General features: G+C 61.7%; 26 protein-coding genes. 17 read left to right on the top strand and 9 right to left on the bottom strand.

Going from position 1 to position 23,374, the window contains the following annotated elements; all coding sequences use genetic code 11:
- The 3 genes from V2B23_RS10575 to V2B23_RS10565 are packed head-to-tail and all read left to right on the top strand — an operon-like array spanning position 1 to position 1,768.
- A complete protein-coding gene (locus V2B23_RS10575; protein ID WP_430950311.1) occupies positions 1 to 372 on the top strand; it encodes a DUF742 domain-containing protein in 372 nt (123 codons plus the stop codon).
- Complete coding sequence (locus V2B23_RS10570; protein ID WP_430950310.1) at positions 353 to 940, top strand: GTP-binding protein; 588 nt, start codon at positions 353 to 355, stop codon at positions 938 to 940. The genes V2B23_RS10575 and V2B23_RS10570 overlap by 20 nt, the downstream gene beginning before the upstream one ends.
- 33 nt (positions 941 to 973) lie before the next feature.
- Positions 974 to 1,768, top strand: coding sequence for an MHYT domain-containing protein (locus tag V2B23_RS10565; protein ID WP_430950309.1), 795 nt, complete (start codon positions 974 to 976; stop codon positions 1,766 to 1,768).
- Positions 1,769 to 1,784: 16 nt separating this feature from the next.
- On the opposite strand, the gene V2B23_RS10560 is transcribed toward V2B23_RS10565, so the two are convergent.
- Together V2B23_RS10560 and V2B23_RS10555 are read right to left on the bottom strand one after the other, a co-directional pair.
- Positions 1,785 to 2,198: a DUF5313 family protein gene (locus tag V2B23_RS10560; protein ID WP_430950308.1), complete on the bottom strand. Its 414-nt coding sequence runs from the start codon at positions 2,196 to 2,198 to the stop codon at positions 1,785 to 1,787.
- Positions 2,195 to 2,659, bottom strand: a complete 465-nt coding sequence (locus V2B23_RS10555) for a MarR family winged helix-turn-helix transcriptional regulator (RefSeq protein WP_430950307.1) — start codon at positions 2,657 to 2,659, stop codon at positions 2,195 to 2,197. Before V2B23_RS10555 ends, V2B23_RS10560 begins: the two co-directional genes overlap by 4 nt.
- A 106-nt stretch (positions 2,660 to 2,765) precedes the next feature.
- Here V2B23_RS10555 and V2B23_RS10550 point away from each other — a divergent pair, with 106 nt between their 5' ends.
- Positions 2,766 to 3,917 (top strand): NADH:flavin oxidoreductase, encoded by a 1,152-nt coding sequence (locus V2B23_RS10550; protein WP_430950686.1) that lies wholly within the window; start codon positions 2,766 to 2,768, stop codon positions 3,915 to 3,917.
- A 68-nt stretch (positions 3,918 to 3,985) separates the two neighbouring features.
- On the opposite strand, the gene V2B23_RS10545 is transcribed toward V2B23_RS10550, so the two are convergent.
- Entirely contained in the window at positions 3,986 to 4,834 is an 849-nt protein-coding gene (locus tag V2B23_RS10545) for an aldo/keto reductase (protein WP_430950306.1), read from the bottom strand.
- A gap of 118 nt (positions 4,835 to 4,952) precedes the next feature.
- Between V2B23_RS10545 and V2B23_RS10540 the strand changes: the two genes are divergently transcribed.
- The 3 genes from V2B23_RS10540 to V2B23_RS10530 all read left to right on the top strand — a co-directional run bounded on the left by V2B23_RS10540 (position 4,953) and on the right by V2B23_RS10530 (position 8,217).
- A complete protein-coding gene (locus V2B23_RS10540) occupies positions 4,953 to 5,549 on the top strand; it encodes a class I SAM-dependent methyltransferase (protein WP_430950304.1) in 597 nt (198 codons plus the stop codon).
- 65 nt (positions 5,550 to 5,614) lie between these two features.
- A complete protein-coding gene (locus V2B23_RS10535; RefSeq protein WP_430950303.1) occupies positions 5,615 to 7,246 on the top strand; it encodes an ABC-F family ATP-binding cassette domain-containing protein in 1,632 nt (543 codons plus the stop codon).
- Between the two features lie 131 nt (positions 7,247 to 7,377).
- Positions 7,378 to 8,217, top strand: coding sequence for an aldo/keto reductase (locus V2B23_RS10530; protein ID WP_430950302.1), 840 nt, complete (start codon positions 7,378 to 7,380; stop codon positions 8,215 to 8,217).
- Positions 8,218 to 8,230: 13 nt separating this feature from the next.
- On the opposite strand, the gene V2B23_RS10525 is transcribed toward V2B23_RS10530, so the two are convergent.
- Complete coding sequence (locus V2B23_RS10525; protein ID WP_430950301.1) at positions 8,231 to 8,806, bottom strand: TetR/AcrR family transcriptional regulator; 576 nt, start codon at positions 8,804 to 8,806, stop codon at positions 8,231 to 8,233.
- Positions 8,807 to 9,220: a VOC family protein gene (locus V2B23_RS10520; RefSeq protein ID WP_430950300.1), complete on the bottom strand. Its 414-nt coding sequence runs from the start codon at positions 9,218 to 9,220 to the stop codon at positions 8,807 to 8,809.
- Between the two features lie 108 nt (positions 9,221 to 9,328).
- Between V2B23_RS10520 and V2B23_RS10515 the strand changes: the two genes are divergently transcribed.
- From V2B23_RS10515 to V2B23_RS10480, 8 genes are all read left to right on the top strand, one after another.
- The gene (locus V2B23_RS10515) at positions 9,329 to 9,640 is read left to right on the top strand and encodes a helix-turn-helix transcriptional regulator (protein ID WP_430950299.1); all 312 of its coding nucleotides are present in this window, start codon (positions 9,329 to 9,331) and stop codon (positions 9,638 to 9,640) included.
- Positions 9,633 to 10,169, top strand: a complete 537-nt coding sequence (locus V2B23_RS10510; RefSeq protein WP_430950685.1) for a hypothetical protein — start codon at positions 9,633 to 9,635, stop codon at positions 10,167 to 10,169. Before V2B23_RS10515 ends, V2B23_RS10510 begins: the two co-directional genes overlap by 8 nt.
- A gap of 34 nt (positions 10,170 to 10,203) precedes the next feature.
- Positions 10,204 to 11,100: an ABC transporter ATP-binding protein gene (locus tag V2B23_RS10505; protein WP_033234131.1), complete on the top strand. Its 897-nt coding sequence runs from the start codon at positions 10,204 to 10,206 to the stop codon at positions 11,098 to 11,100.
- Positions 11,097 to 12,290, top strand: coding sequence for an ABC transporter permease (locus tag V2B23_RS10500; protein ID WP_430950298.1), 1,194 nt, complete (start codon positions 11,097 to 11,099; stop codon positions 12,288 to 12,290). The genes V2B23_RS10505 and V2B23_RS10500 overlap by 4 nt, the downstream gene beginning before the upstream one ends.
- Before the next feature lie 75 nt (positions 12,291 to 12,365).
- A complete protein-coding gene (locus V2B23_RS10495; RefSeq protein WP_430950297.1) occupies positions 12,366 to 13,853 on the top strand; it encodes a carboxyl transferase domain-containing protein in 1,488 nt (495 codons plus the stop codon).
- The gene (locus V2B23_RS10490; RefSeq protein WP_430950296.1) at positions 13,850 to 14,914 is read left to right on the top strand and encodes a hypothetical protein; all 1,065 of its coding nucleotides are present in this window, start codon (positions 13,850 to 13,852) and stop codon (positions 14,912 to 14,914) included. The genes V2B23_RS10495 and V2B23_RS10490 overlap by 4 nt, the downstream gene beginning before the upstream one ends.
- A gap of 124 nt (positions 14,915 to 15,038) precedes the next feature.
- Positions 15,039 to 16,955, top strand: coding sequence for a propionyl-CoA synthetase (locus V2B23_RS10485; protein ID WP_430950295.1), 1,917 nt, complete (start codon positions 15,039 to 15,041; stop codon positions 16,953 to 16,955).
- Between the two features lie 92 nt (positions 16,956 to 17,047).
- Positions 17,048 to 17,893 carry a mycofactocin-coupled SDR family oxidoreductase gene (locus V2B23_RS10480; RefSeq protein WP_430950294.1) on the top strand — a complete coding sequence of 282 codons (846 nt, stop codon included), beginning with the start codon at positions 17,048 to 17,050 and terminating at the stop codon, positions 17,891 to 17,893.
- A 308-nt stretch (positions 17,894 to 18,201) separates the two neighbouring features.
- Here the strand turns inward: V2B23_RS10480 and V2B23_RS10475 are convergent, their stop codons facing one another.
- Positions 18,202 to 18,588, bottom strand: a complete 387-nt coding sequence (locus tag V2B23_RS10475; protein WP_430950293.1) for a DUF1304 domain-containing protein — start codon at positions 18,586 to 18,588, stop codon at positions 18,202 to 18,204.
- A gap of 85 nt (positions 18,589 to 18,673) precedes the next feature.
- On the opposite strand from V2B23_RS10475, the gene V2B23_RS10470 reads away from it, so the two are divergent.
- Positions 18,674 to 19,255 (top strand): TetR/AcrR family transcriptional regulator, encoded by a 582-nt coding sequence (locus V2B23_RS10470; protein WP_430950292.1) that lies wholly within the window; start codon positions 18,674 to 18,676, stop codon positions 19,253 to 19,255.
- Positions 19,256 to 19,283: 28 nt separating this feature from the next.
- On the opposite strand, the gene V2B23_RS10465 is transcribed toward V2B23_RS10470, so the two are convergent.
- On the bottom strand, positions 19,284 to 19,871 hold the full coding sequence (locus tag V2B23_RS10465) for a TetR/AcrR family transcriptional regulator (protein ID WP_430950291.1): 588 nt from the start codon (positions 19,869 to 19,871) through the stop codon (positions 19,284 to 19,286).
- A 111-nt stretch (positions 19,872 to 19,982) separates the two neighbouring features.
- On the opposite strand from V2B23_RS10465, the gene V2B23_RS10460 reads away from it, so the two are divergent.
- Positions 19,983 to 21,221: an MFS transporter gene (locus V2B23_RS10460; RefSeq protein ID WP_430950290.1), complete on the top strand. Its 1,239-nt coding sequence runs from the start codon at positions 19,983 to 19,985 to the stop codon at positions 21,219 to 21,221.
- Positions 21,222 to 21,353: 132 nt separating this feature from the next.
- Here V2B23_RS10460 and V2B23_RS10455 read toward each other — a convergent pair whose 3' ends face one another.
- Both V2B23_RS10455 and V2B23_RS10450 read right to left on the bottom strand, forming a co-directional pair.
- Positions 21,354 to 22,700: a cryptochrome/photolyase family protein gene (locus V2B23_RS10455; protein ID WP_430950289.1), complete on the bottom strand. Its 1,347-nt coding sequence runs from the start codon at positions 22,698 to 22,700 to the stop codon at positions 21,354 to 21,356.
- A gap of 10 nt (positions 22,701 to 22,710) precedes the next feature.
- The gene (locus tag V2B23_RS10450; RefSeq protein WP_430950288.1) at positions 22,711 to 23,325 is read right to left on the bottom strand and encodes a TetR/AcrR family transcriptional regulator; all 615 of its coding nucleotides are present in this window, start codon (positions 23,323 to 23,325) and stop codon (positions 22,711 to 22,713) included.
- Positions 23,326 to 23,374: the final 49 nt, after the last annotated feature.

The following is a 23,374-nucleotide window of genomic DNA, read 5'->3' as shown; positions in this document are numbered from 1 at the left end:
ATGTCCAATCACCCCGAACGCGTTGACCCCGAACCAAGTCTGGTTCGTCCATACGCGCTCACCGAAGGTCGGACTCAGCCGTCCATCGACCTCCCCATCGAAGCGATTGTCGCGACGATGGAGGATGCCGTCGCTGGGCACCTTGCACCTGAAGACATTCGCACCTCGATCGTCTCCCTTTGCGAGCAGCGGATCTCCATCGCGGAAATCGGTGCACACCTTGGTGTTCCGATCGGGGTGGCCCGGGTTCTGGTGGCGGATCTGATCGTCGCCGGGGCATTGGAAGTACAAGCCACTCTGCGAAGCGATGCGACTGCGGTCGAGCGCCGCGAATTGATCGAAAGGACCCTCAGTGGACTTCGGGCACTCTGACGCATCATCTCGCGTCACCTCGACGAAAATCGTGATCGCCGGCGGCTTCGGGGTCGGAAAGACCACCCTTGTCGGGACGGTCTCCGAGATCGTCCCGCTGCGCACCGAAGCAATGGTGACCGACGCCAGTGACGGCATCGACCACCTCGGCGCGACACCGAACAAGGACACCACAACAGTCGCAATGGATTTCGGCCGCATCACGCTGGCCGACGACCTGGTTCTCTATCTGTTCGGCACACCGGGTCAACGACGGTTCTGGTTCATGTGGGACGACCTCATCACCGGCGCCATCGGAGCGGTCATCCTCGTCGACACGCGCCGCCTCGAAGACAGCTTTGCCGCTGTCGACTTCTTCGAAGCCCGCGGGTTGCCGTTCATCGTGGCAGTCAACCGTTTCGACGGAGCTCCCATCCACGCCGCGAGTGATCTTCGTCAGGCTCTCGCGCTACCCAACCGCGTACCGATGATCGAAATCGACGCGCGCAACCGGGAATCTGCGAAGCAGGCCTTGATCACGATCACCGAGTACGCGCTCGAACGTATCGCGGCCGCAGCACTTTACTGAAACCTCTGACAACAACAAACCTAAGGAACTGGCATGTCGGATGAAATGCACCATTTCTCGATGGGAATCTGGCTGCTCGGACTGGCGTTCGCCGTTGCAGTCGCGGGATCGGTCATCGGATTGGCGTGTACCCGACATGGTGCGGCGGCCACCCACCCGGCCGCGCGCATGCGCTGGTTGTTCATGGGCGCGCTGTCCATCGGAGGTGTCGGCATCTGGTTGATGCACTTCATCGCCATGCTCGGGTTTGCCGTGCCGGGCAGTCCCATTCGCTACAGCCTGACCTGGACGATCATTTCGGCGCTGATGTCCGTGACCGCAGTTTTTGTCGGTTTGTTGATCGTCGGTACCGAGTTCCGCTGGTCGCGACTCCTGGCCGCCGGCTTCCTGGTCGGCATCGCGGTCAACATCATGCACTACACGGGTATGCGGGCCTTGCGATTTCAGGGCGAGATCGACTACAACATGTATTTCGTCGCACTGTCCCTGGTGATCGCCGTTGTGGCCGGCACTGCCGCACTGTGGTTCACGATGGTGATGGAATCCACCGTCATGCGATTGATCGCCGGTGTGATCATGGGTGTCCCCGTGGTCGGCATGCACTACACCGGGATGGCCGCGGTGGAGGTTGTCCACGACACGTCCGCCCCCGCTCCTGTCGGACTCGAGGTGTTCGCGTTCCTCTTCCCTGTCTTCGTCATCGGACTTCTTGCGATGGCGGTGCCGATCGTCGCCGTGCTGACGGTGCCTGATCGCGAGATCGCCCGCATGGATTCCACCGCAGACGATCTGGCTTTCGAGGCACGCGAATTCGCAACCCGGGACTGAGGTTGTACGGCCGCGACTAACTGTGGCCGTACAGCTTGTCGTATGCGGCTTTCTCGGCGTCGTGGCGAGTGACCTTCTTCGGGTTTTCCAGATCCGCAGGCAGGCCGTGGCGTTCGAGTCGGCGAGACCTGTTCTGCGCCATGTAGGAAACGGAATAGAACAGTGCCAGCAATACTCCGAGAAGCACCATCGACGCCCGCAGCGCCCACGGGCCCGGGAACAGCATGAAGACCGCAAAAACCGGCAGGAACGGCACCATGCTGCGGACGAGGTGACGCGGCACGGCCCAATCGCCGATCAGATCGTTGCGTACCCATTCCTGCATGGAGTCCGGCAACTTACGACCGAATGAATAGCCAAGCCACTGAAGAGGATTCGGTGACGCATGCTGTTTTCCTGCGGGCGCGGTCGACATATCCTTGCCTTTCATTGGTCTAATGCTCCAGCGCGCAGCGCGGCTTCGTTGACACGCGTGAGCACCGTGTGAAGTTCTTCCAGTTCAGCCAGTCCCACACCAAGCTTCTCCACCACGGCCGGCGGAATCTTCTCCGCCTCGCTCCGCAGTGCTGCACCGGCTTCGGTCAGATCGACGTCGAGTTGGCGCTCGTCAGCCCGACTCCGCGTTCGCGTGATCAGCCCGGACGCCTCGAGACGCTTGAGCAGCGGTGACAGCGTCGGCGAATCGAGTTGCAATGCTTGCCCAATTTCCTTGACCGCCATCGGAGCCTTCCCCCACAGCGCAAGCATCACAAGATACTGGGGATGCGTGAGGCCCATCGGCTCGAGCAACGGACGGTATACGGACAGCACGGCCCGGTTTGCAACGGCGAGCGCAAAACACACCTGGCGATCGAGTGCCAGTGGATCGGTGAGTGGCTCCTGCGTGGTCATGGGTTCACCGTAACAGATTAGTTAGTGCGATAACTAATACTGCACTAACTAATTAGTGACCATCGTCGCTGGAATAGGCGTCGAAGCGCACACGTTGAACAACCTTGTGACTCTTTCCCCCACTTCGACCGCCCCCGAGGCCTCCGCGTTGCGCGGCCTCTTCCAGCCCTTCGAGGTGAAATCACTTGCGTTGCGTAACCGCTTTGCCATGGCGCCGATGACCCGCGCGTTCTCGCCTGACGGAGTTCCCGGAGCTGACGTAGCCGAGTATTACCGTCGTCGCGCAGCAGCTGGTGTCGGCCTGATCATCACCGAAGGCACGTACATCCCAGACCCCGCCGCCGGCCCGCAGACGCGAGTTCCGCGCATCTACGGCGACTCGAGCCTGGATGGTTGGCGCTCGGTTGTCGACGCCGTCCACGCCGAGGGCGGATCCATCATTCCGCAGCTCTGGCATCTGGGTGTCGAGCGCGGCGAGAACTCCCGCCTCAATCCCGAGGTCGAGACTGTCAGCCCCTCCGGTTTGGCGCTCGACGGCACGCGCTTGGGACGAGAATTCACCACGTCCGATCTCGAAACATTGAAGCAGTCCTGGGTAGACGCTGCTCTCAATGCCAAGAACACCGGATTCGACGGCCTGGAACTACACGGCGCGCACGGCTACCTACTCGACGAATTCCTTTGGGCTGGAACCAATGTCCGCACAGATACATATGGCGGTTCGCTCGAAGCCAGAACTCGTTTTCCGGCTGAGGTTGTTGCTGCCATACGAGAGGCCGTCGGAAACGAGTTTGCGATCGTCTACCGTTTCTCGCAGTGGAAGTCCGGCCAGTACGACGCTCGGATCGCCCAGAGTCCGGCGGAACTGGAGCGCATCCTCGCTCCACTGGTCGATGCGGGAGTCGATGTGTTGCACCCGTCGACGAGACGTCACTGGGAGCCGGCGTTCGCCGAACTGGGCGGTGACGACAGCAAACTCGGACTCGCCGGCTGGACGAAGAAGCTGACCGGCCTGCCCACCATCACGGTCGGATCCATCGGGCTCGATTCTGTGTTCACCACGGCCTTCACCGCCGACGCGGAATCCGCTGTCACCGGACTGGAGCGTCTCGAAGCTCAGTACGAGGACGGCGAATTCGACATGGTCGCCATCGGCCGCGCACTTCTCGCCGACCCCGAATGGGTGGAGAAACTCCGCACCGGACGCACCGGCGAACACATCGCTTTCACCGCAGAGCACCGCACACATCTGAACTGATCCGATACGGCAACGGCACTCCCACTCGATAGTGGGAGTGCCGTTGTCTTTGTGCAGTATTCGTTGATCTAGCTCGCGAACACCGCCGGGTCCGGTCCGATTCTACCGGCCGGATCATCAAGCGATCCAATGGCATTGATCTCGTCCGGCGTCAATGCAAATCCGAAGACGTCGAAGTTTTCCTTGATACGCGAAGGTGTCACCGACTTGGGAATCACGACGTTGCCGATCTGCAGATGCCAACGAATGACAACCTGAGCGGCGGTCACACCATGAGCGTCGGCGATCGCGGTGATGACGGGATCCGTGAGCAGCGTGCCTTGTCCGAGCGGACTCCACGCCTCGGTGGCAATCCCCTTGCCGGTATGGAAGGCGCGAAGTTCGGACTGGTTGAACTTGGGGTGCAACTCGATCTGGTTGAGTACCGGCACCTCACCCGTTTCCCCGATCACCCGTTCGAGGTTGTCGACGGTGAAGTTCGAAACACCGATCGACCGCACCCGTCCGTCGGCCTTGAGCTTCTGAAATGCCTTGAATGTGTCGACATAGAGGTCCTTCGACGGGACCGGCCAGTGGATCAGGTACAGGTCGAGGTAATCGAGGCCCAAGCGCTCGAGGCTCGCGTCGAACGCCGCCAGCGTCGACTCGTATCCCTGATCGTCGTTCCACAGTTTGGTGGTGATGTAGAGGTCTTCACGGTTGATACCGGACTCGGCAATCGCCTGCCCGACACCTGCCTCGTTGCCGTAGATCTTGGCGGTATCGATACTTCGATAACCAGCCTGCAAGGCGGTTGATACGGCGTCTCGAGTTTGGTCGTCCGGCACTTGGAAAACGCCGAATCCCAAAGCTGGAATGGCCTTGCCGTCGGCCAACACAATGCTCGGAACAGTGGTCACGTCTTGTGGTTCGGTCATACCCAGTCAACGCGGCAAACCGGTGGAGCGTTCCCGCGCATACCCCCTTGTCCTGCCCGAAAACCCCGTCTACCTTGGAAGACACGCCTTGAAATCTCGTCGAGGAAAAGGGACGGCGATGAATCTTCCCTACCATCTCGCCTACAAAGTGGGAGTGACTCCGTGGGAGCACACCCGGCGAGGTTTTGATACCCAACTGTCCGCACTACTCGACTCGACCCCCGTCCCCGACAACGGGCGCGCCCTCGACATCGGATGCGGAACCGGAAAGCACTCCATCGACCTGGCAAAGCGCGGCTGGCAGGTCACCGGCGTCGACACCGAGCAGGAAGCTCTCGACAAAGCACGAATCCGGGCCCGCGAGGCCCACTCGAACATTCGATTCCTGCACGAGGACGCAACCGATCTGCACATCGCAGTCGACCCGGGTCACATGCTGGTCCTCGACATCGGATGCTTCCACGGCCTCAGCGATCACGAGCGCCGTGCATACGCGGAGTCCGTCAATGCCGTCACCGCACCGGAAGCGTCGTTGATCATGTTCGCCTTCAGTCCAGGCCATCGGTGGCCGATGCCGCATGGCGTGTCGAAGGACGACGTCGCCCGAGCTTTCGACGGCTGGACCATGGTGTCGAGTGATCCGGCCGATATGGCCGATGCGCCGCTGCCCGCCCGTGCGGCCCATCCGTGCTGGTACCACTTGGTGCGAAGCTAACGCTGTACGCCTTTGTCAACCGCCCGCGGTTAATAAAGGCGCACAGCACAGGGGATACTTCACCTGTGACTGCAACACTGCGCATCAGCGGACTCTCAGCTTCCCGGGGAGAACGCACCCTGTTCTCCGATCTCGATCTCACCGTCGCCCCCGGCGACGTCATCGGACTTGTCGGCGCCAACGGCGCGGGCAAGTCGACGCTCCTGACAGCGCTGGCCGGAAGCGGAACCGCTGATGTGGAAGGGTCGATCACCCTCAGCCCGCCCGACGCCGCGGTTGGCTACCTGGCGCAGGAACCCGACCGTATTGCGGGTGAGACGGTGCTCGAATTCTTGGGCCGACGCACCGGTGTCACGCAAGCCGAAGATGTCATGAACGCCGCAGCGGAAACCCTCGCGGATTCCGCGGAAGACCTGTACTCGCCGGCGCTCGAGCGCTGGCTCACTCTCGGCGGCGCAGACCTGGTGGAGCGCGCGGAAAAAGTTGTCGACGAACTGGGCCTGGGTGTTCCCCTCGACGCGCACATGACGGCGCTGTCCGGTGGTCAGGCGGCTCGCGCCGGCCTCGCGTCGCTGCTGCTCTCTCGCTACGACATCCTGCTGCTCGACGAGCCGACCAACGATCTCGATCTGCGTGGCCTCGAGCAACTCGAACGCTTTGTAGCCGAAACGCGAGCAGCACTGGTTGTGGTGAGTCACGACCGCGAGTTCCTTTCACGCACTGTCACCGGAATCGTGGAACTTGATCTGGCACAACAGAATATCGCCGTCTACGATGGCGGGTACGAGTCATACCTTGCCGAGCGTGAGATTGCTCGCCAGCACGCCCGCGAGGCGTTCGAGGAATATGCGGGCACCCGGTCCGAACTCGAAGATCGTGCCCAGATGCAGCGCAACTGGATGGAACACGGCGTGCGCAATGCGCGTCGTAAGGCCAAGGACAACGACAAGATCGGCCGCGGATTGCGTACCGAGTCGACGGAAAAGCAAGCGGCCAAAGCCCGTCAGACTCAACGCCGCATCGAGCGCCTCGACGTGGTGGAGGAGCCTCGCAAGGAATGGGAGTTGCGCATGGAAATCGCGGCCGCTCCCCGATCCGGATCTGTGGTCGCAACCACCAACGGCGCCAAGGTAACCCGCGGTCAGTTCACCTTCGGACCCGTCACGACGCAAATCGATTGGGGCGACCGCATTCTCATCACCGGTGCCAACGGCGCCGGCAAGACCACCCTGTTGAATGTCCTGCTCGGCAAACTCACTCCGGACGAGGGAATCGCTTCACTCGGATCCGGTGTCGCTATCGGTGAAATCGATCAAGCCAGAGGGCTGTTCGAGGGCGATCAGCCGGTGGTCGAAGCTTTTGGCGCCCAGGTACCGGAGTGGCCCGACGCCGACGTCCGCACCCTCCTCGCCAAATTCGGCCTACGCGGGCATCATGTGCTGCGGTCGGCAGCGTCCCTCTCCCCCGGCGAAAGAACCAGGGCAGCACTGGCTTTACTCCAGGCCCGCGGAGTCAACCTCCTCGTACTCGACGAGCCCACCAACCATCTCGACCTGCCGGCGATCGAGCAACTCGAGCAGGCAATGGAATCCTTCGAGGGCACGTTACTACTTGTCACTCACGATCGCCGGATGCTCAGTTCCACTCGCAGCACCCGGAAGTGGCGGATGGACGACGGGCAGCTTTTCGAGGAGTAGCAGTCGCGCGCTTGCGCCGACATCACGCGTGTGCAACTATTTATCCGGCGCACGCAATAGTTGCATGCGCGGCATAGGGCGCTGCGGCCCAGAAGGCCGTCGCCGCACCTCGAGTCTCGAAAGGCACCACGATGTTGTCGATACCCGACCGCACACTGACCCACGGAACCACCGGCGAACCGATCACCATTCCGCAACTCGGATACGGCGTGTTCCAAGTTCCGGACGAGCAGACCGAGGATGTCACCGCTACCGCCCTCGACCTGGGATATCGCCACATCGACACCGCGTCGATCTACGGAAACGAAGCCGGCGTCGGCCGCGCAATCGCAGGCTCCGACATCCCCCGACAAGAACTGTTCGTGACCACCAAGTTGTGGAACGACGATCAGGGCCGCGACCGCACACTGGCAGCGTTCGACACCAGTTTGAGCAAGCTCGGCCTGGACTACGTCGACCTGTACCTGATCCACTGGCCGGCACCGGGCAAGGGCCTGATCGCGCAGACCTGGAAGGCGTTCGAGGAGATCCTCGCGTCCGGACGTACCCGCGCAATCGGCGTCTCCAACTTCCTGCCCGAGCACCTCGATCTGCTGGCAGAGCACAGTTCCATCACACCCGCCGTCAACCAGATCGAGCTGCACCCCAGGCTGGCACAGCACACATCGCGGAAATACGCACAAGACCGCGGTATGGAGATCGAGGCGTGGAGCCCGCTCGGCCAGGGCACAATCCTCGACGATCCGACGATCGTCGACATCGCTGCAGCGCTGGGCAAATCCCCGGCGCAGGTCATTTTGCGCTGGCACATCGAACAAGGCCACACCGTGCTGTCCAAGACAGTGACACCGCAGCGCATGCGCGACAACGCCGATATCTTCGACTTTGCCCTGAGCGCCGATCAGTCGGCAGCAATCGACGCACTGAACACGGACACGCGCGTCGGTCCCGATCCGCTCGAATTGAACTGAGCCGAAAAAGAAATCACGGTTCTTCGCGCGGCGCCAATGCGAGCAGGACCGTATCGACGGCCTGCTCCGCAAGGTGCACGTCCAGGGGCAGGTGCCGGAACAGCGCCCGATAATAGACTGGCGCCGCCAGTGCGTCGAGCACAAAATCCAGGTCGAAGTCCTCACGAATCTCACCCCGGACGAGCGCCGATTCCAGCACTGCCGCAGTAGAATTACGTCGCGGATCGAAGAAGGACTCACGGAAAGCACTGGCCAGTTCCGGGTCTGCCGCCAGATCCGCAACCAGCGCTGGAAGTACTGAGCCGACAACGGTGTCCCGCAGTCCCACAACCACAGTCGTGATGCCGGCGATCAAATCAGCGCGAAGATCGCCGGTATCCGGCGTCGGGCGGATTCCGATCTGCCCGACGACAACATCGACAACGAGATGCCGCTTGGACGGCCATCGCCGATAGATCGCGGGCCTGTGAATACCGGCTCTCGATGCGACGGATCCGATCGAAAGCTCGGCATAACCCTTCTCTGCCAACAACTCCAAAGCTGCGGCAATGACAGCGTCATCGATACGGTCGTCACGCGTGCGCACCATTTAGAGCACCGCCCGCGGCATGAGGACCAGGCGCCATCCGTCTGGATCCTCGAAGGTCATGCCGCCGTTCTCGATCCAGTACGGATTCTCGGACTCGACCGGTTCATGCCCGGCCTCACCCAACCGCTGCACCACCTCGTACATCGCAGAGTCTCCGGCGAAGTACAGAACCAGCAGATTGTCGCGGGTGGGCGCCGGACATGGACTGCCATCCTCGTGGGTAGTGAATTCGAGGTGATAACTCGCATCCGGTAGTCCGAGCATGATGCCGTCGTATCCCGCATGGCCTGCGAACCGATACAACTCCGCAAAGCCCACACAATCGCGATAGAAGGCAATTACCTCGGCAAGCCGATCGGTGGGGCGCGCAATACGCACTTGAACAACGGGGAGTTTCGCGGGCCAGGACGTCATTCCAAAACAGTACAGTACGTACCGTAACAATCGGTCCAGGTAGCCATCCCATGGCCGACGAAGTCAGAATCCTTGACAAAACGTTGGGTTTTCACAACACTTTGATGCATGAGCCCAGTCCGGCGGGGAGAAACACTCCCCATCTTCAATCGCATCGGCGTGCTTCGTGCCGAGCGAAAGATGACTCGGGCGCAGTTGGCACACCTTGTCGATGTAAATCCCCAGACCGTCGGCGCGCTCGAGCGCGGCGACCACTACCCCAGCCTGGATCTCGCGTTCCGCATCTGCGACGTGTTCGACCTCCCGGTGGAAGCGGTGTTCTCCCGCGCGGAGTTCGGCCCCCTGTCCACCGAGGTCTACCGACCGGGCCGGATCACCGAAGGGAGCGAAAAGACCAGTGTCCCAAACGAATCTGAGTGAACCGAATCTGATCGACCGCTACCAGGCACGCCGCACCAGACAGTTCCTGAAGCAAGAGGAAACTTTCCGGCATTGGTTGCCGAAGTGGCGAACCCGTCGGCGCCGACGGGTGCTCGTGACCGCACTCGGCGTCGTATTCGCCGCGATGATTGTCTTGGCAGTCGCATTTCTTTTCAGCACCACGGTGGCTCCCTTGCTCTGGGTGCCGCTTACATTCATATTTCTGCCCCTGTGGACATCCGTACAAGTGGTCTCGGGGCGTCAGGGCGACGCGCCACGTGATGCGCTGGACGAATGGGAAATCCAGCAGCGCAACAGTGCCCGCTCCATCGCGCTGACCGTGACACAAACGTTGGTGTTCATTGTCGCGATATTCCTGATTTTCACCTCGACAGTGGGGTGGAATGTAGAGAGACTGGCGTACTCGGGAGGTGGAATGGCAATCACCGCGATGCTGATCGGCGCATGTACACCGGCGATGATCATTGCCTGGACGCAGCCCGATCCGGAACCTGGCGACACAGACTGACCGCAGTACAACATTCGACCGATGGGAAGGAACCATGCCAGCCACCCTCACGATCGACGGCATTTCGAAACGCTACGGCGATGTCGTTGCGCTCGACAATCTCAGCTTCGAGGTGCATCCAGGGGAGATCTTCGGGTTTGTCGGCAGTAACGGCGCCGGAAAGACGACAACGATGCGCATCGCTCTCGGAGTGCTTGCGGCAGATTCCGGGGAGGTACGTCTCGGCGGGAAGCCCGTCGACCTCGATGTGCGCCGCACCATCGGGTACATGCCGGAAGAACGAGGGCTGTATCCGAAAATGAAGGTGGGCACCCAATTGTCCTACCTCGCAGAACTACACGGCCTGTCCAAAGCTGACGCGCGGGCGGCAACAGAGCGCTGGACGGAACGCTTGGACATCGCCGGTCGGGTCAAGGACACCGTCGACTCGTTGTCGTTGGGCAATCAGCAACGCGTGCAACTCGCCGCCGCACTGGTTCACGATCCCGCGGTACTGGTGCTTGACGAACCCTTTTCGGGTTTGGACCCGGTAGCTGTCGACGTCATGAGTGAAGTCCTGGTCGAAAAGGCGCGCACTGGCGTGCCCGTCATATTCTCCAGCCACCAACTCGAACTGGTGGAGCGCCTGTGTGATCGTGTAGGCATCATCAGCCGAGGCAGCATGCGCGAAATCGGAACAGTGAACGAGTTGCGCGGCAAGGGCAATGCCCAACTCGAAGTGCATGCGCCCGACGCTCCCGCCGGCTGGGCCGATCACCTTATCGGCGTCTCGGCAATCAGCCACGGTGGTGGACGGACGCTCCTGAGCGTCGACGCCACCGCTGACGATCAGCAGATCCTGCATGCTGCCCTGAAAACGGGTCCGGTTCACGAATTCACCCGTCGACGCCCGTCCTTGACCGATCTGTTCCGCGAGGTGGTTGCAGCGTGAGTACACAGTTGAGTGGGGCCCGCGCTGTGGGGTTGGTCGCGCGGCGCGAATTCACCACCCAGATAGCCAAAAAGAGTTTCCTGATCAGCAACATCATCATTCTGATCGCGATTGTCGGCGGCATCATCGGCATCTCGCTGTTCTCCGGCGGTGACGACAGTAAATCCACGATCGGTGTGGTGGGCGATCAGTCACTCTCACAGACTCTTGTCACCACCGGCGACGCGATCGGAACGCCGGTCGAGGTGAAGGAATACAGCGACGAGCAAGCCGCCCGCACCGACGTGAAGGACGGAAACCTCGACCTCGCAGTCGTACCGGGTGACGGCGGCAGCGTCACCGTCGTCACGAACAAGGAAATCGACACCAACCTGCGAGTGGTTGTCGAGAGTTCCGTTGCCCAGCAAGCGCAGTCGACTGCGCTGACCGAAGCGGGAGTCGATCCGGGGCAGCTCGCCAGCGCGACAGCAGCAGCCACGGTCACCGTCGACACTCTCGATCCACCGGATCCCGAGCAGGGTCAGCGCATCGCACTGTCCGTTGCAGCGGTAGCACTGCTGTACATGCAGATCATGTTGTTCGGCACCTATGTGGCAATGGGTGTCGTGGAGGAAAAGTCGAGTCGTGTTGTCGAACTGCTACTTTCGACGCTTCGGCCATTGCAGTTGCTGTGGGGCAAGGTACTCGGAATCGGTGCGGTGGGACTGCTCCAGCTGGCTGCGTACGCGATAGCCGGAGTCGGCACCGGCCTGGCAACCGGACTGCTGACCGTGACCGGAACCGCGATCGGCGTGCTGATCGGCACCATCGGCTGGTTCATTCTCGGTTTCGCGTTCTTTGCCGTTCTCTATGCCGCCGCGGGTTCCATGGTGTCGCGGCAGGAAGACGTCAATGCCACAGCCGCACCACTGGTGATACTCATCGTGGCGATGTTCGGTATCGCGTTCTCCACTGTCGGAAATCCGGACGGAACACTGAGCAACGTTCTCAGTTGGATTCCGCCGTTCTCCGCCATCCTCATGCCGCTACGGATCGCTGCGGGCGTGGCGACGCCATTCCAGATCGTGGGCACCATCGTGCTGATGGTGACCGTAACCGTCATCTTCTCGATGATCGCGGCAAAGATCTACCAGCGCTCCATCCTTCGCATCGGCAAGGTCGTCTCGTGGAAGGAAGCCTTCGGCCGCTGATCCGGTTTCACACCGACGCGCCTTGCCCCGTAGGTTCGTCCGCAGCGAAGGTGCTTACCTGATACGGAGGGTGTTGTGCGAATCTCGGCCGAGGAATTACTGGCGCAGGTACTCGATCCAGGGAGCTTCGTCTCCTGGGACGTGGAGCCGCTCGACGTCCACCCCGGCCAGGAGTACGCCGCAGACCTTGCGAAAGCTCGGGAAAAGAGCGGTGCCGACGAGTCGGTCACTACCGGCGTCGGCACCGTTCGGGGGCGTCGGGTCGCGGTAATCGCCTGCGATTTCAGCTTTCTGGCGGGCTCGATCGGAGTCGCCGCGGCGGAACGAATCACGGCCGCCGTCGAACGTGCCACGGCAGAACAACTTCCGCTCCTGGCCTCCCCCACGTCCGGTGGGACAAGGATGCAGGAGGGCACCGTTGCCTTCGTGCAGATGGTCAAGATCGCTGCGGCTGTTGCACTCCACAAGGGGGCACATCTGCCGTATCTGGTCTACCTGCGTAACCCCACCACCGGTGGCGTATTTGCATCCTGGGGATCGTTGGGTCACATCACCATCGCCGAACCCGGCGCACTGGTGGGCTTTCTCGGACCACGCGTCTACGAGTCGCTGTACGGCGAAAAGTTCCCCGAAGGTATTCAGACGTCGGAAAACCTGTACCGCAACGGCGTCATCGACGGTGTGGTGCCCGTCGAACGTCTACGCCTGCTTGTCAATCGAGCTCTGTGTGTTCTCAGCGATCCCCCGGCGCCGTCAGCACCCGAATCCACAGATGTTCCCGAGATCCCCGACGTTCCGGCCTGGCAGTCGGTGATGCTCTCACGTCGCGCAGACCGTCCGGGTATCCGGCAACTACTGCGCCATGCTGCCACCGAACAGGTACCGCTCAGTGGCACGGGCCAAGGTGAGACCGACAAGACGATCCTGCTCTCGCTCGCCAGGTTCCGGGGTTACCCCTGCATCCTGCTCGGGCAGGATCGCAGTGGGCAGTCAACGCAGAACACCATGGGGCCTGCGGCCCTGCGCGAGGCGAGACGCGGCATGAAACTGGCGGAAGAACTACAACTTCCCTTGGTTCTCGTGATCGACACACTCGGAGCATCACTGTCCAAGGAAGCTGAAGAACGCGGACTGGCTCCCGAAATCGCCCGCTGCATAGCAGATCTCGTGATGCTCAAAACGCCCACGGTTTCGGTACTTCTCGGCCAGGGCACTGGCGGCGGTGCATTGGCGCTTCTGCCGGCCGATCGGGTGTTGGCCGCGCAGAACGGTTGGCTCGCCCCACTGCCACCCGAAGGCGCCAGTGCGATCGTGCACCGCGACATCACTCATGCTCCGCAGATGGCCGCGGCCCAGGGAATTCGATCGTCGGATCTTCTACGTGACGGCATCGTCGACGCCATCATCCCCGAACGGCCCGATGCGGCAGACGAACCCGTCGAGTTCTCCAAACGCGTCGGGGCGGCAATCTCGCACGAACTCGCCCTGCTGGCAACTGAATCCACCGTCGACAGAACCTCTGCGCGGATCTCTCGCTATCGTAATTTGGGGGTACCCCGGTGAATCCGAAGGCGACCGATCCGAGCGTACTGACGCACAGCTACGACCGCGCCGCGCTGGCGCGCTTCGAAGTGTTTCTCTTTGCGTCGATCGCTACGGTGCTCGTCACCCGCGCCTACCTCGCTGCCATGGGATATCCCCAGGTCGGCGGCGGCGCATTGCATATCGCGCACGTTCTGTGGGGCGGACTGCTGATGGCGGTCGCGATCGTCATGACAGCCATCACCGAAGGTAGTCGAATCCGCGACCGCGCATCGCTGGTCGGCGGCATCGGATTCGGGTTGTTCATCGACGAGATCGGCAAGTTCGTCACGTCGGACGTCAACTATTTCTACCAACCCGCCATTGCCATTATGTACGTCGTCTTCGTTCTGTTCTACCTGGTGACGCGTGAAGTGGTGATACGGCGCGGCATGAACGACCGCCATCGACTGTCCATCGGCGCCCGAGCACTGTCGGATCTTGCTCTCGGACAACTGGATACAGTGCACTACAACCACGCACTGCACGTTCTCGACGGAGTCCGCGACCCCACGCTTGCCGACTTGGCCGGTTCGATCAGGGCCGGTCTGCACTCGCACACCCCCACCGGCGACGGTATCGAATCGCGGATCACACAGTGGCGCAACTCGGTCTCGGCCCGCCTCGACGCCTTTGTCGGCCATCGCATCGTCCGCCGTGTCGTGCTGGCAATCTTTGTCCTGGACGCACTCAGCGCAGTGATCAGCGTCGTCGTCGCGCTTGTGACCGACGAGGAGATCATCGCGCAGGACATCTCCGATCTTGTGGTTCTGCTGTCGAGTATTGCTGCGGGAATCCTGGTCATTCTCGGCGTGTGGTTCCTGTTCCGCGGGCGCTACCTGCGCGCGTTACGACTGCTACGGGCGTCTATCGTCGTCAACCTTCTCGTGACGCAGGTTTTCCTGTTCGCCCAGGATCAGTTCGGCGCCCTCACCGGATTTGTCCTCTCACTGTTCCTGCTCGCCGTACTGCGCGTCACGATTCGACGCGAGGAGGCAGAACTCGTGCCAGCGCCTGACCCCGCGCTCGATATCCGCCGCTGACCGACAAATCGGGTCCGTCCAGCGCAAGGGGACCTCTCCGGACATCCGCAGCCCCAATCTGCCCCTACCTGATCTAAGGTGTTTCCCGTCACAGATGTCCGAAGATGAGGAAAGGACCGCATCGATGAGTGCGAGCCAGCAGGCGTCCCACACCACCTATGCCGACGCGTACCGCGAGAGCATGGACCAGCCGGAAAAGTTCTGGCTCGACGCTGCGCAGGCAGTCGACTGGGATGTGGCCCCCACTTCAGCTCTCGACAGTTCCGCGGCACCCGTCTACCGCTGGTTTCCGGGAGCTTCGCTGAATACCAGCTTCAATGCTCTCGATCGGCACGTCCGTGACGGCCGCGGTGATCAGACCGCACTGATCTTCGACTCCGCGATGGTCCCCACCAAGGCCACATACACCTACTCGGAACTGCTCGAGCAGGTGTCGCTGTTTGCGGGTGTGCTTCGCGACCAAGGTGTTGTGGCGGGCGATCGCGTCATCATCTACATGCCGATGATCCCCGAAGCCGCAATTGCGATGCTGGCCTGTGCGCGCATCGGTGCGGTGCATTCGGTGGTGTTCGGCGGTTTTGCCGCGAAGGAACTCGCAACTCGTATCGACGACGCCGGCCCGGTTGTCCTGGTGACCGCGTCGGGCGGCCTCGAGCCGGGCCGCACCATCGAATATCTGCCGATGGTCGAGAAGGCACTGCAGCTTTCCACAACTCCGGCGCACACCGTCATCGTGAAGAATCGTGAACAGATTCCGGGTTCGGCGGCCGATTACAAGTCCAGTGGCGCAGCGTGGTTCGACTGGGACGAGCTGATCTCCGACGCGACGCCGGCTGCTCCGGTCTCTGTCGCCGCCACTGATCCGCTCTACATCCTCTACACCTCGGGCACCACGGGTAAGCCCAAGGGTGTTGTGCGCGACAACGGCGGACACGCTGTTGCCTTGACCTGGACGATGAAGAATCTCTACAACATCTCCCCTGGCCAGGTGTGGTGGACGGCGTCCGATGTCGGCTGGGTGGTCGGCCACTCGTACATCGTCTACGGCCCGCTGCTCGCGGGAGCCACGACCGTTATGTACGAGGGCAAGCCCGTCGGAACACCGGATGCCGGCGCGTTCTGGCGCATCATTTCCGAGTACAAGGTCTCGGCGCTTTTCACCGCGCCGACAGCAATCCGCGCTGTCCGCAAAGCCGATCCCGACGCGAAAGAGATTGCCAAGTACGACATCTCGTCGCTCGATACCCTGTTTGCCGCCGGTGAGCGTCTCGACCCCGACACGTACGAATGGGCGACGCGCGTTCTCGACCGTCCAGTGATCGATCATTGGTGGCAGACCGAAACCGGGTGGGCGATCTGCGCGAACCTTCGTGGCCTCGAACCCATGGCGATCAAGGCCGGTTCTCCCACCGTCGCGTGCCCCGGCTATCGCGTCGAAATCGTCGACGGCAAGGGTGAACTCGTCGAGGCGGGCACCGAGGGCAATATCGTGATCGGTCTGCCCCTGCCTCCCGGCACCCTTGCCGGACTGTGGCGCGACGACGACCGCTACGTCAAGTCCTACCTCTCCACCTTCGACGGTTACTACCTCACCGGCGATTCCGGCTACGTCGACGAGGACAACTACGTATTTGTTCTGGGCCGCAGTGACGACGTGATCAACGTTGCGGGCCATCGCCTCTCGACCGGCAGCATGGAAGCTGTGGTCGCAGGCCATCCAGCAGTCGCGGAATGCGCCGTTATCGGCATCCACGACGAACTCAAGGGACAGCGCCCCAGCGGATACGTCGTGCTCAAGTCCGGCGTCGACATCGATCCCGAGACGCTGCGCAAGGAACTGGTCGCGCGGGTCCGTGATCAGATCGGTGCCGTCGCCACGTTCCGCGACGTGACGGTGGTGGGTGCCCTGCCGAAGACGCGTTCCGGCAAGATTCTGCGCAAGACCATGCGCCAGATCGCCGACAACGAAGAATACACGGTGCCGTCCACCATCGAAGACATGACCGTCCTCGAAGATCTGACGAAACTTCTTCGCGGATAACAAATTTCCCGTTTCCCCTGCCCTGCACCGCCAGAACCCGCAAGATGAACATGTTCTAGGTTTCAGGTAGTCACTCGGGCAGGGGAATCAACATGGGCACTTTGGACGGACAGGTCGCATTCATCACCGGGGCGGCCCGCGGCCAGGGCCGCGCACACGCCGTGCGCCTCGCGTCCGAGGGCGCAGACATCATCGCGGTGGATCTGTGTTCACCGGTCGCAACAGCCGGATACGACATGGCGACTGAAGCGGATCTGGCTCAAACCGTCAAACTGGTGGAAGCGCAGGGCCGACGCATCCTCGCTTCCGTCGCCGATACCCGTGATCATGACGCACTCAAAGCAGCGGTTGATGCCGGTGTCGAGAAGTTCGGCCGACTCGACATCGTCATCGCCAATGCCGGTATTGCCGCGTCGGCGAAGTTGTCGTGGGATCTGAGCCCGGAAGAATTCCGTGAATTGATGGACATCAACGTCACCGGTGTCTGGTTGGCCACCAAGGTCGCAATCCCCCACATCATGAGCGGCAACCGGGGCGGATCAATTGTGCTGATCAGTTCGATGGCGGGGCTGCGCGGCGTGCCGGGCATCGCCCACTACTCGGCGTCCAAACATGCTGTCCGCGGATTGGCGAAGTCGTTGGCCAACGAGCTCGGCTGGGCCGATATCCGGGTCAATTCCGTGCACCCGGGCAACGTGCGCACCACGATGATCGACAACGAACCCATGGTTCGAGCATTCCGGCCGGATCTGGAAAACCCGGTTCTCGAGGACACCGCACCCATCATGTCGAAACTGAATCTCCTGCCGCATCCGTGGGTTGATCCCGAGGTGATCGCGGATGCGGTGTTCTATCTGGTGGGGCCTGCCGGACGGGGAATCACCGGAATCGCATTGCCCATCGACCTGGGCACGTCGGAAAAGTTCGCCGGCGGATAGGCGGCTAGATCACACAAAATTGCCCCTGCCGGATGGGTCTCGAGCACCATCCGGCAGGGGCAATTCTCGGCTTGATCAAGCCTTCGTAGCAACAGAACAAGTAGTCGGCAACCTCATAGGCGCTCCTCGTCTGAAGTAGGAAACTCTTGTGTGGGATGCGCAACAAACCCAAGACCAGGATAGAAGCATTCTCGGAAAAGTGCGCGCCAATCGGCGGTATTTTTTCAGATTCGGACAAACGCGGCAAGCCTCTCACCACCTATTATCGAACCGGATCGGATCTTTTACCCATCCCGACCGTCCCACTCTTACAGCAGGTGGATCACCAACAGGATCACCGCGATAGCCGGGAACAGCATCTGAACGACTGCGGCGCGCGCTTTGTCAGGCGAGGACAGGATCAGGACAAGACCGGCCGCAACCATCGACCCGGTTCCCGCTAGAACAAGCGCGATTCCCACCGACGCCGAACCTGTTGCAGCGATGACGATGCCGATCACCGAGACGATTGCCAGGAATAGGTTGTAGAAGCCCTGGTTGAACGCCAGCGGCTTTGTTGTCAGTGCTTCTTCCTCCGACTTCACACCGAATGTGGCGCGGGTCTTCGGCGCCGTCCAGAGGATCGATTCGAGGACAAAAATGTAGACGTGCACAACTGCGGCCAGTGCCGCGAAGATGTAGCCGGCGACGTTCATCGGTGAACTCCTGAGTTTCGGTGAATTCTGTATCGTTCGGTCCAATATATACTGGACCGAACGATACAGAAAGGGGTGGCTTTTGATGGCCCGGTCACAGGAGTTCGACACCACCAGCGCGATTGCCGCAGCGATGGATGTGTTCTGGGCTCGCGGGTACGAGGGAACGTCGCTCACGGACCTCGAAACGGCAACCGGCTTGAGTCGGTCGAGCCTCTACAACTCGTTCGGCAACAAGCGCGGCATATTCGACGCGGCGGTGCAGATGTACCTCGAACACGTCATCCGCCCGCGCCTGCGCGGCCTGACCGACAATCCGACGCCCGACGCGGTTGAGCGCTACCTCACCTCCCTGCGCGGCGCCATCACAACCATGACCTCTGATTCACCCAGACGCGGGTGCCTGCTACTCAACGCAGCAGCGGGAATCGGCGCGCACGACGATGCAGTCGCGGCTGTGATTCGCAGCTACCGGCAAGAACTCTCCGACGCGATCGGCAGTGGGTTACACGCCTCATTCCCGAGCGCTACGGCCGACACCCTCGAGGACAGAACCCGAATTCTTCTGTCCTGCACCGTAAGCGCGCTCGTACTGGCGCGGGTTGATACGGCCCAGGCGACAGCAACACTGGAATCTGCACGCCGCTTGCTTCTCGGTTGGAGTTAGCAGATTCTTCGAAAATCACTCACGCGCGTCACTCCGTAGCGACCCGCGCCTCGAGGACAAGTGCCTGGTCTACCAATTCCGCAACTCGTTGCGGCGAGACCGGTTCGAGGTCGAACAGAATTCGGTAGATGATCGGCGCCACCACATGATCCACCACCGAATCGCCATCCACTGCACTAGCTTCCGGCCAACGCGCAAGGATCACGTCGATCTGCGTACGGCAGAAGAAGGCGCACTTGAACTTCTTCGTGCCATCTGGTGCGTGCGTCTGATCGTCGCTCATGAGCACATCTCGCAGCGATGCACGACCGACGGGCGCGGACATCTCCTCGAGATACTCCTGCGCCCAGACTGTCAGGTCCCCTCGAAGCGAACCCGTTTCACGCGGATCGGCATCGGGGCGCAGTCTCTCGATCGAAACGTCCGCAAAGACTTCGTTGATGTCGCCCCACCGTCGATAGATGGTCGACGGGGTCACACCCGCGTCGGTCGCGATCATCGGCACCGTGATCTCGGTTCGATCGCGCTGTTCCAACAACTTGCGCGCCGACGCGTGCACAGCCTGTTGGATGCGCGCGCTGCGGCCACCGGGGCGCGGACCTGCGGACGGACTCATGAATCCAATCCTAACGCAAAGATGTTGCATTAAGACATCGCCCAGCGTAGCGTCCCAAACGCAAAGCATTTGCGTTTATGTTTTCACCACCCGCACGGGAGCGCTACGACAATGACAACGACCGTTTCACCACCGACCGAGAGCACCTCACGCCTGCGCCTCGGTCGAGGAGCAGCTTTCACACTCATTGCCGTCATCATCGCCACGTTCCTGGGCGCATCCGCGACCCCGACGCCGCTGTACGAGCACTACCAACAGATGTGGGGATTCTCCTCGCTCGCGTCGACGCTCGTCTTCGGCATCTACGCCCTCGCACTACTCGCCACACTCCTGACCGCCGGGTCCTTGTCGGATCACATCGGCCGACGTCCGGTCCTGCTCGGAGCGCTCGCTCTCGAGGCAGTCTCGCTCGTGTTGTTCGCCTCGGCCGACGGCTTGGCGATCCTACTGATCGCCCGCGTCGTACAGGGTGTTGCTACCGGCGCTGCAATCAGCGCTTTGGGTTCTGCGTTGATCGACCTCGAACGCACTCCGGGCCGCGGATCGATCATCAACAGCGTCGCCCCGACGGTGGGCCTTGCCGTCGGCGCGGTGGGTTCGAGTCTCATCAGCGAGCACCTCCCTCGGCCCACCAGCACGGTCTACCTGATTCTCCTCGTACTGGTCGTTCTCGAAATCCTCGGAGTGTGGGCCGCGCCGGAAACCTCGGGTGGACGGCCTGGAGCCTGGCAGTCACTACGCCCCACTCTTGCCGTTCCCCGCCAAGCACGCACGATGATCGCGTTGACCGCACCGTGCCTGATCGCGGTCTGGGCGTTGGGCGGGTTCTACCTCTCACTCGGACCGGCGTTGGCGCGCAACGCACTCGACGTTCACAGCTCTCTCATCGGCGCCATCATGGTGGCAACGCTGACGGGATTCGGAGCGGCCGCAGTGCTCACCTTCCGCACACTCGGCGGCCGGACCGTGATGCTGATCGGAACCACCGCACTGGTGCTCGGCGTGGCCGTCACACTCATCGGCGCTGAAACATCTTCTGCGGTATTGATTTTGGCCGGTACAGCCGTTGCGGGCATCGGCTTCGGAGCGGGGTTCCAGGGAACCATCCTCACTGTCATGCCGCTCGCCGAGAACCACGAACGCGCAGGTCTGTTGTCCACCGTGTACGTCATCGCATACCTGGCCAACAGCCTTCCGGCATTGCTGGCCGGCTACCTGGTCGGCAAGGTGGGCTTGGTGGATACGACGCGCGGTTACGGGGCACTTGTCATGGTTCTCGCAGCCGCAGCGCTGATCGGGCTGCTGGTCACCGGCCAGCGAAAGGTCAGGGCTGTCTCCGTGTCGGAGTAAGTGCCCCCCGATCGTTGGACGCACCGTTCCACCTTCATACCGTGCTGTCCAACCGCGGCGCTGTCTAACTTCGGCGCTGTCTAACTTCGGCGCTGTCTAACTTCAGCGCATCCCCACAAGATTCGGTTAACGTCAGCCCTTGATTTCGCCGTATCGGCGCAAGGCTTCCTCACGCTCATGCGCGTGATCGACGATCGGGTCCGGGTAGTCGACCGGGCGCATCGCCTTCAACGAGTGGACGGCCTTCCCGGGAACATCGCGGAGTTCGGGAACCCACCGACGGACGTATGTGCCGTCGGGATCGAACTTCTCTCCCTGCGTGATGGGGTTGAAGACGCGGAAGAAGGGCGAGGCATCCGTGCCCGACCCCGCGGTCCACTGCCACCCGTGCTGGTTGGACGCCAAGTCGCCGTCCACCAGATGCGACATGAAGAATCGCGCGCCACGCCACCACGGAATGTGCAGGTCCTTCACCAGGAAGGACGCGACGATCATTCGCACCCGATTGTGCATCCAGTTCTCGGCCGCGAGTTGCCGCATGCCCGCATCGACGATCGGGAAACCGGTCTTGCCCTCACACCAGGCGGTGAAGACGGCGTCTGCATCGGCTCCACCGTCGTGACGTAAGCGGTCGAACTTGTTGTCGTAGTTCTTCCGTGCACTGTCGGGGCGTTGAAACAGGATGTCTGCGTAGAAGTCTCGCCAGGCCAGCTGGCGACGATAAGCCTGAGCGCCGTCGCCGAGTCGCTTGGAAAGATCTGCCAACATGGTTCGCGGATGGATCGTGCCGTACTTGAGCGGAATCGACATCCGGCTGGTGGTGTCGAGATCCGGCCGATTGCGTTCGTCGTCGTACCGGTCAAGATCGTTCTCGCAGTATTCTTTCCACTGCTCGAGCGCACCGGCCTCACCGACGAAATCACTGACGGAGCCGGATGGCACGGGAATCTTCACCCGGCGCGGGCCACCGTCCTTGCCGCTCGGATCGAACCAACGAACGGTCTGCGCATCGGTCGACGCGGGGCCCCGCCAACCGTGTTCCATCCACTGACGGAAGTACGGCGTGAACACCTTGTACGGATCACCGTCGGCCTTGGTGACGCGTCCGGGCGCTACGGCGTACGGAGAACCGGTGGCGATCAACTCCACCTGCTCCGCCACTGCAGCGTCGCGCCGCCGGCCGTACGGTCCGTAGTCGGCACTGATGTGAACTTCTTCGGCGCCAACGGATTCCGCTACACGGGGCACCACGTCCGCCGGATCACCTCGAACAACCATCAATCGTCCGTCGAGTTGTTGATCGAGCGCCGTCAAGTTGACGAACAGTTGATCCTGGCGGGGTGAGCCTGCCGGTCCGAGCAGTTTCTCGTCGAGAACGAACAGCCCCAACACCTCACCGCCGGCATCCGACGCCGCGCTCAGGGTAGGAAGGTCTCCTACCCGCAGATCGCGTCGAAACCAGACCACAGAGTTGCTCACCCCGTCGAGCCTACCGATCAGATCCCAGAACGCACCCCATCGCCCGAGCCGCAAGTTGCCTAGCTTTCTCGGGCGCCGGTTCGGAGGCTAGCCCGAGCAATCGCCGACGGTGTTCCTCACCGAGCAGCAAGGTGTACAGCTGATCCGCGCACAGCGCAGCCTCCTCACCGTGCTGATCGAGCAATATCTTTTCCAGGAAGGCGATCGACTTGGCCGGGCCGGATTCGTAGAACGCTGCCGCCAGGTCAGGGAACTGCAATGCCTCACCGATCATCATGCGGTGCAGTGCAATCGAGTTGTCGCTGTGCAAGGCGACGACGATGCCCACTGCTGCGGCGAGAAGGTCGGACTGACCACTGCCTGCATTCTCGACGTACGAGTGCTGACGTGCGACGGCAGCAGCAAACACCGCAGACTTGTCGCCGAAGTAGCTGTACACGGTGCGCTTGGCGACGCCGGCCGCCGTGGCAATGGCGTCGATGGTCGTTCGCGCAAAGCCGACTTCCCGAAACGAGTCGACCGCGACGTCGAGAATCTCGTTGCGTCGATCAGCTCGCTCCGCGTCGCTGGTTCTCCCTCGTCTGCGAGGTTGCTCCATCAAGTCCCCCATTACGGTGCCACTCAATTAATGCTACGTTGACGTTTCATTACCTCGAACTTTACAGGAGCACCCC

The sequence above is a fragment of the Rhodococcus sp. 24CO genome, assembly GCF_050586165.1.
In the GTDB taxonomy this organism is placed as follows: Bacteria; Actinomycetota; Actinomycetes; order Mycobacteriales; family Mycobacteriaceae; genus Rhodococcus_F.
The sequence above is the reverse complement of the archived record's forward strand: the minus strand, read 5'-3'. Positions and strand labels throughout refer to the sequence as shown.

Bases quoted from the DNA above. Each gene is read 5' to 3' on its own strand.
- V2B23_RS10575 (WP_430950311.1), top strand. From the start codon at position 1: ATGTCCAATCACCCCGAACGCGTTGACCCCGAACCAAGTCTGGTTCGT.
- V2B23_RS10565 (WP_430950309.1), top strand. From the start codon at position 974: ATGTCGGATGAAATGCACCATTTCTCGATGGGAATCTGGCTGCTCGGA.
- V2B23_RS10560 (WP_430950308.1), bottom strand. From the start codon at position 2,198: ATGAAAGGCAAGGATATGTCGACCGCGCCCGCAGGAAAACAGCATGCG.
- V2B23_RS10555 (WP_430950307.1), bottom strand. From the start codon at position 2,659: ATGACCACGCAGGAGCCACTCACCGATCCACTGGCACTCGATCGCCAG.
- V2B23_RS10545 (WP_430950306.1), bottom strand. From the start codon at position 4,834: ATGACCGAACCACAAGACGTGACCACTGTTCCGAGCATTGTGTTGGCC.
- V2B23_RS10540 (WP_430950304.1), top strand. From the start codon at position 4,953: ATGAATCTTCCCTACCATCTCGCCTACAAAGTGGGAGTGACTCCGTGG.
- V2B23_RS10530 (WP_430950302.1), top strand. From the start codon at position 7,378: ATGTTGTCGATACCCGACCGCACACTGACCCACGGAACCACCGGCGAA.
- V2B23_RS10525 (WP_430950301.1), bottom strand. From the start codon at position 8,806: ATGGTGCGCACGCGTGACGACCGTATCGATGACGCTGTCATTGCCGCA.
- V2B23_RS10520 (WP_430950300.1), bottom strand. From the start codon at position 9,220: ATGACGTCCTGGCCCGCGAAACTCCCCGTTGTTCAAGTGCGTATTGCG.
- V2B23_RS10515 (WP_430950299.1), top strand. From the start codon at position 9,329: ATGAGCCCAGTCCGGCGGGGAGAAACACTCCCCATCTTCAATCGCATC.
- V2B23_RS10505 (WP_033234131.1), top strand. From the start codon at position 10,204: ATGCCAGCCACCCTCACGATCGACGGCATTTCGAAACGCTACGGCGAT.
- V2B23_RS10485 (WP_430950295.1), top strand. From the start codon at position 15,039: ATGAGTGCGAGCCAGCAGGCGTCCCACACCACCTATGCCGACGCGTAC.
- V2B23_RS10480 (WP_430950294.1), top strand. From the start codon at position 17,048: ATGGGCACTTTGGACGGACAGGTCGCATTCATCACCGGGGCGGCCCGC.
- V2B23_RS10475 (WP_430950293.1), bottom strand. From the start codon at position 18,588: ATGAACGTCGCCGGCTACATCTTCGCGGCACTGGCCGCAGTTGTGCAC.
- V2B23_RS10470 (WP_430950292.1), top strand. From the start codon at position 18,674: ATGGCCCGGTCACAGGAGTTCGACACCACCAGCGCGATTGCCGCAGCG.
- V2B23_RS10465 (WP_430950291.1), bottom strand. From the start codon at position 19,871: ATGAGTCCGTCCGCAGGTCCGCGCCCCGGTGGCCGCAGCGCGCGCATC.
- V2B23_RS10460 (WP_430950290.1), top strand. From the start codon at position 19,983: ATGACAACGACCGTTTCACCACCGACCGAGAGCACCTCACGCCTGCGC.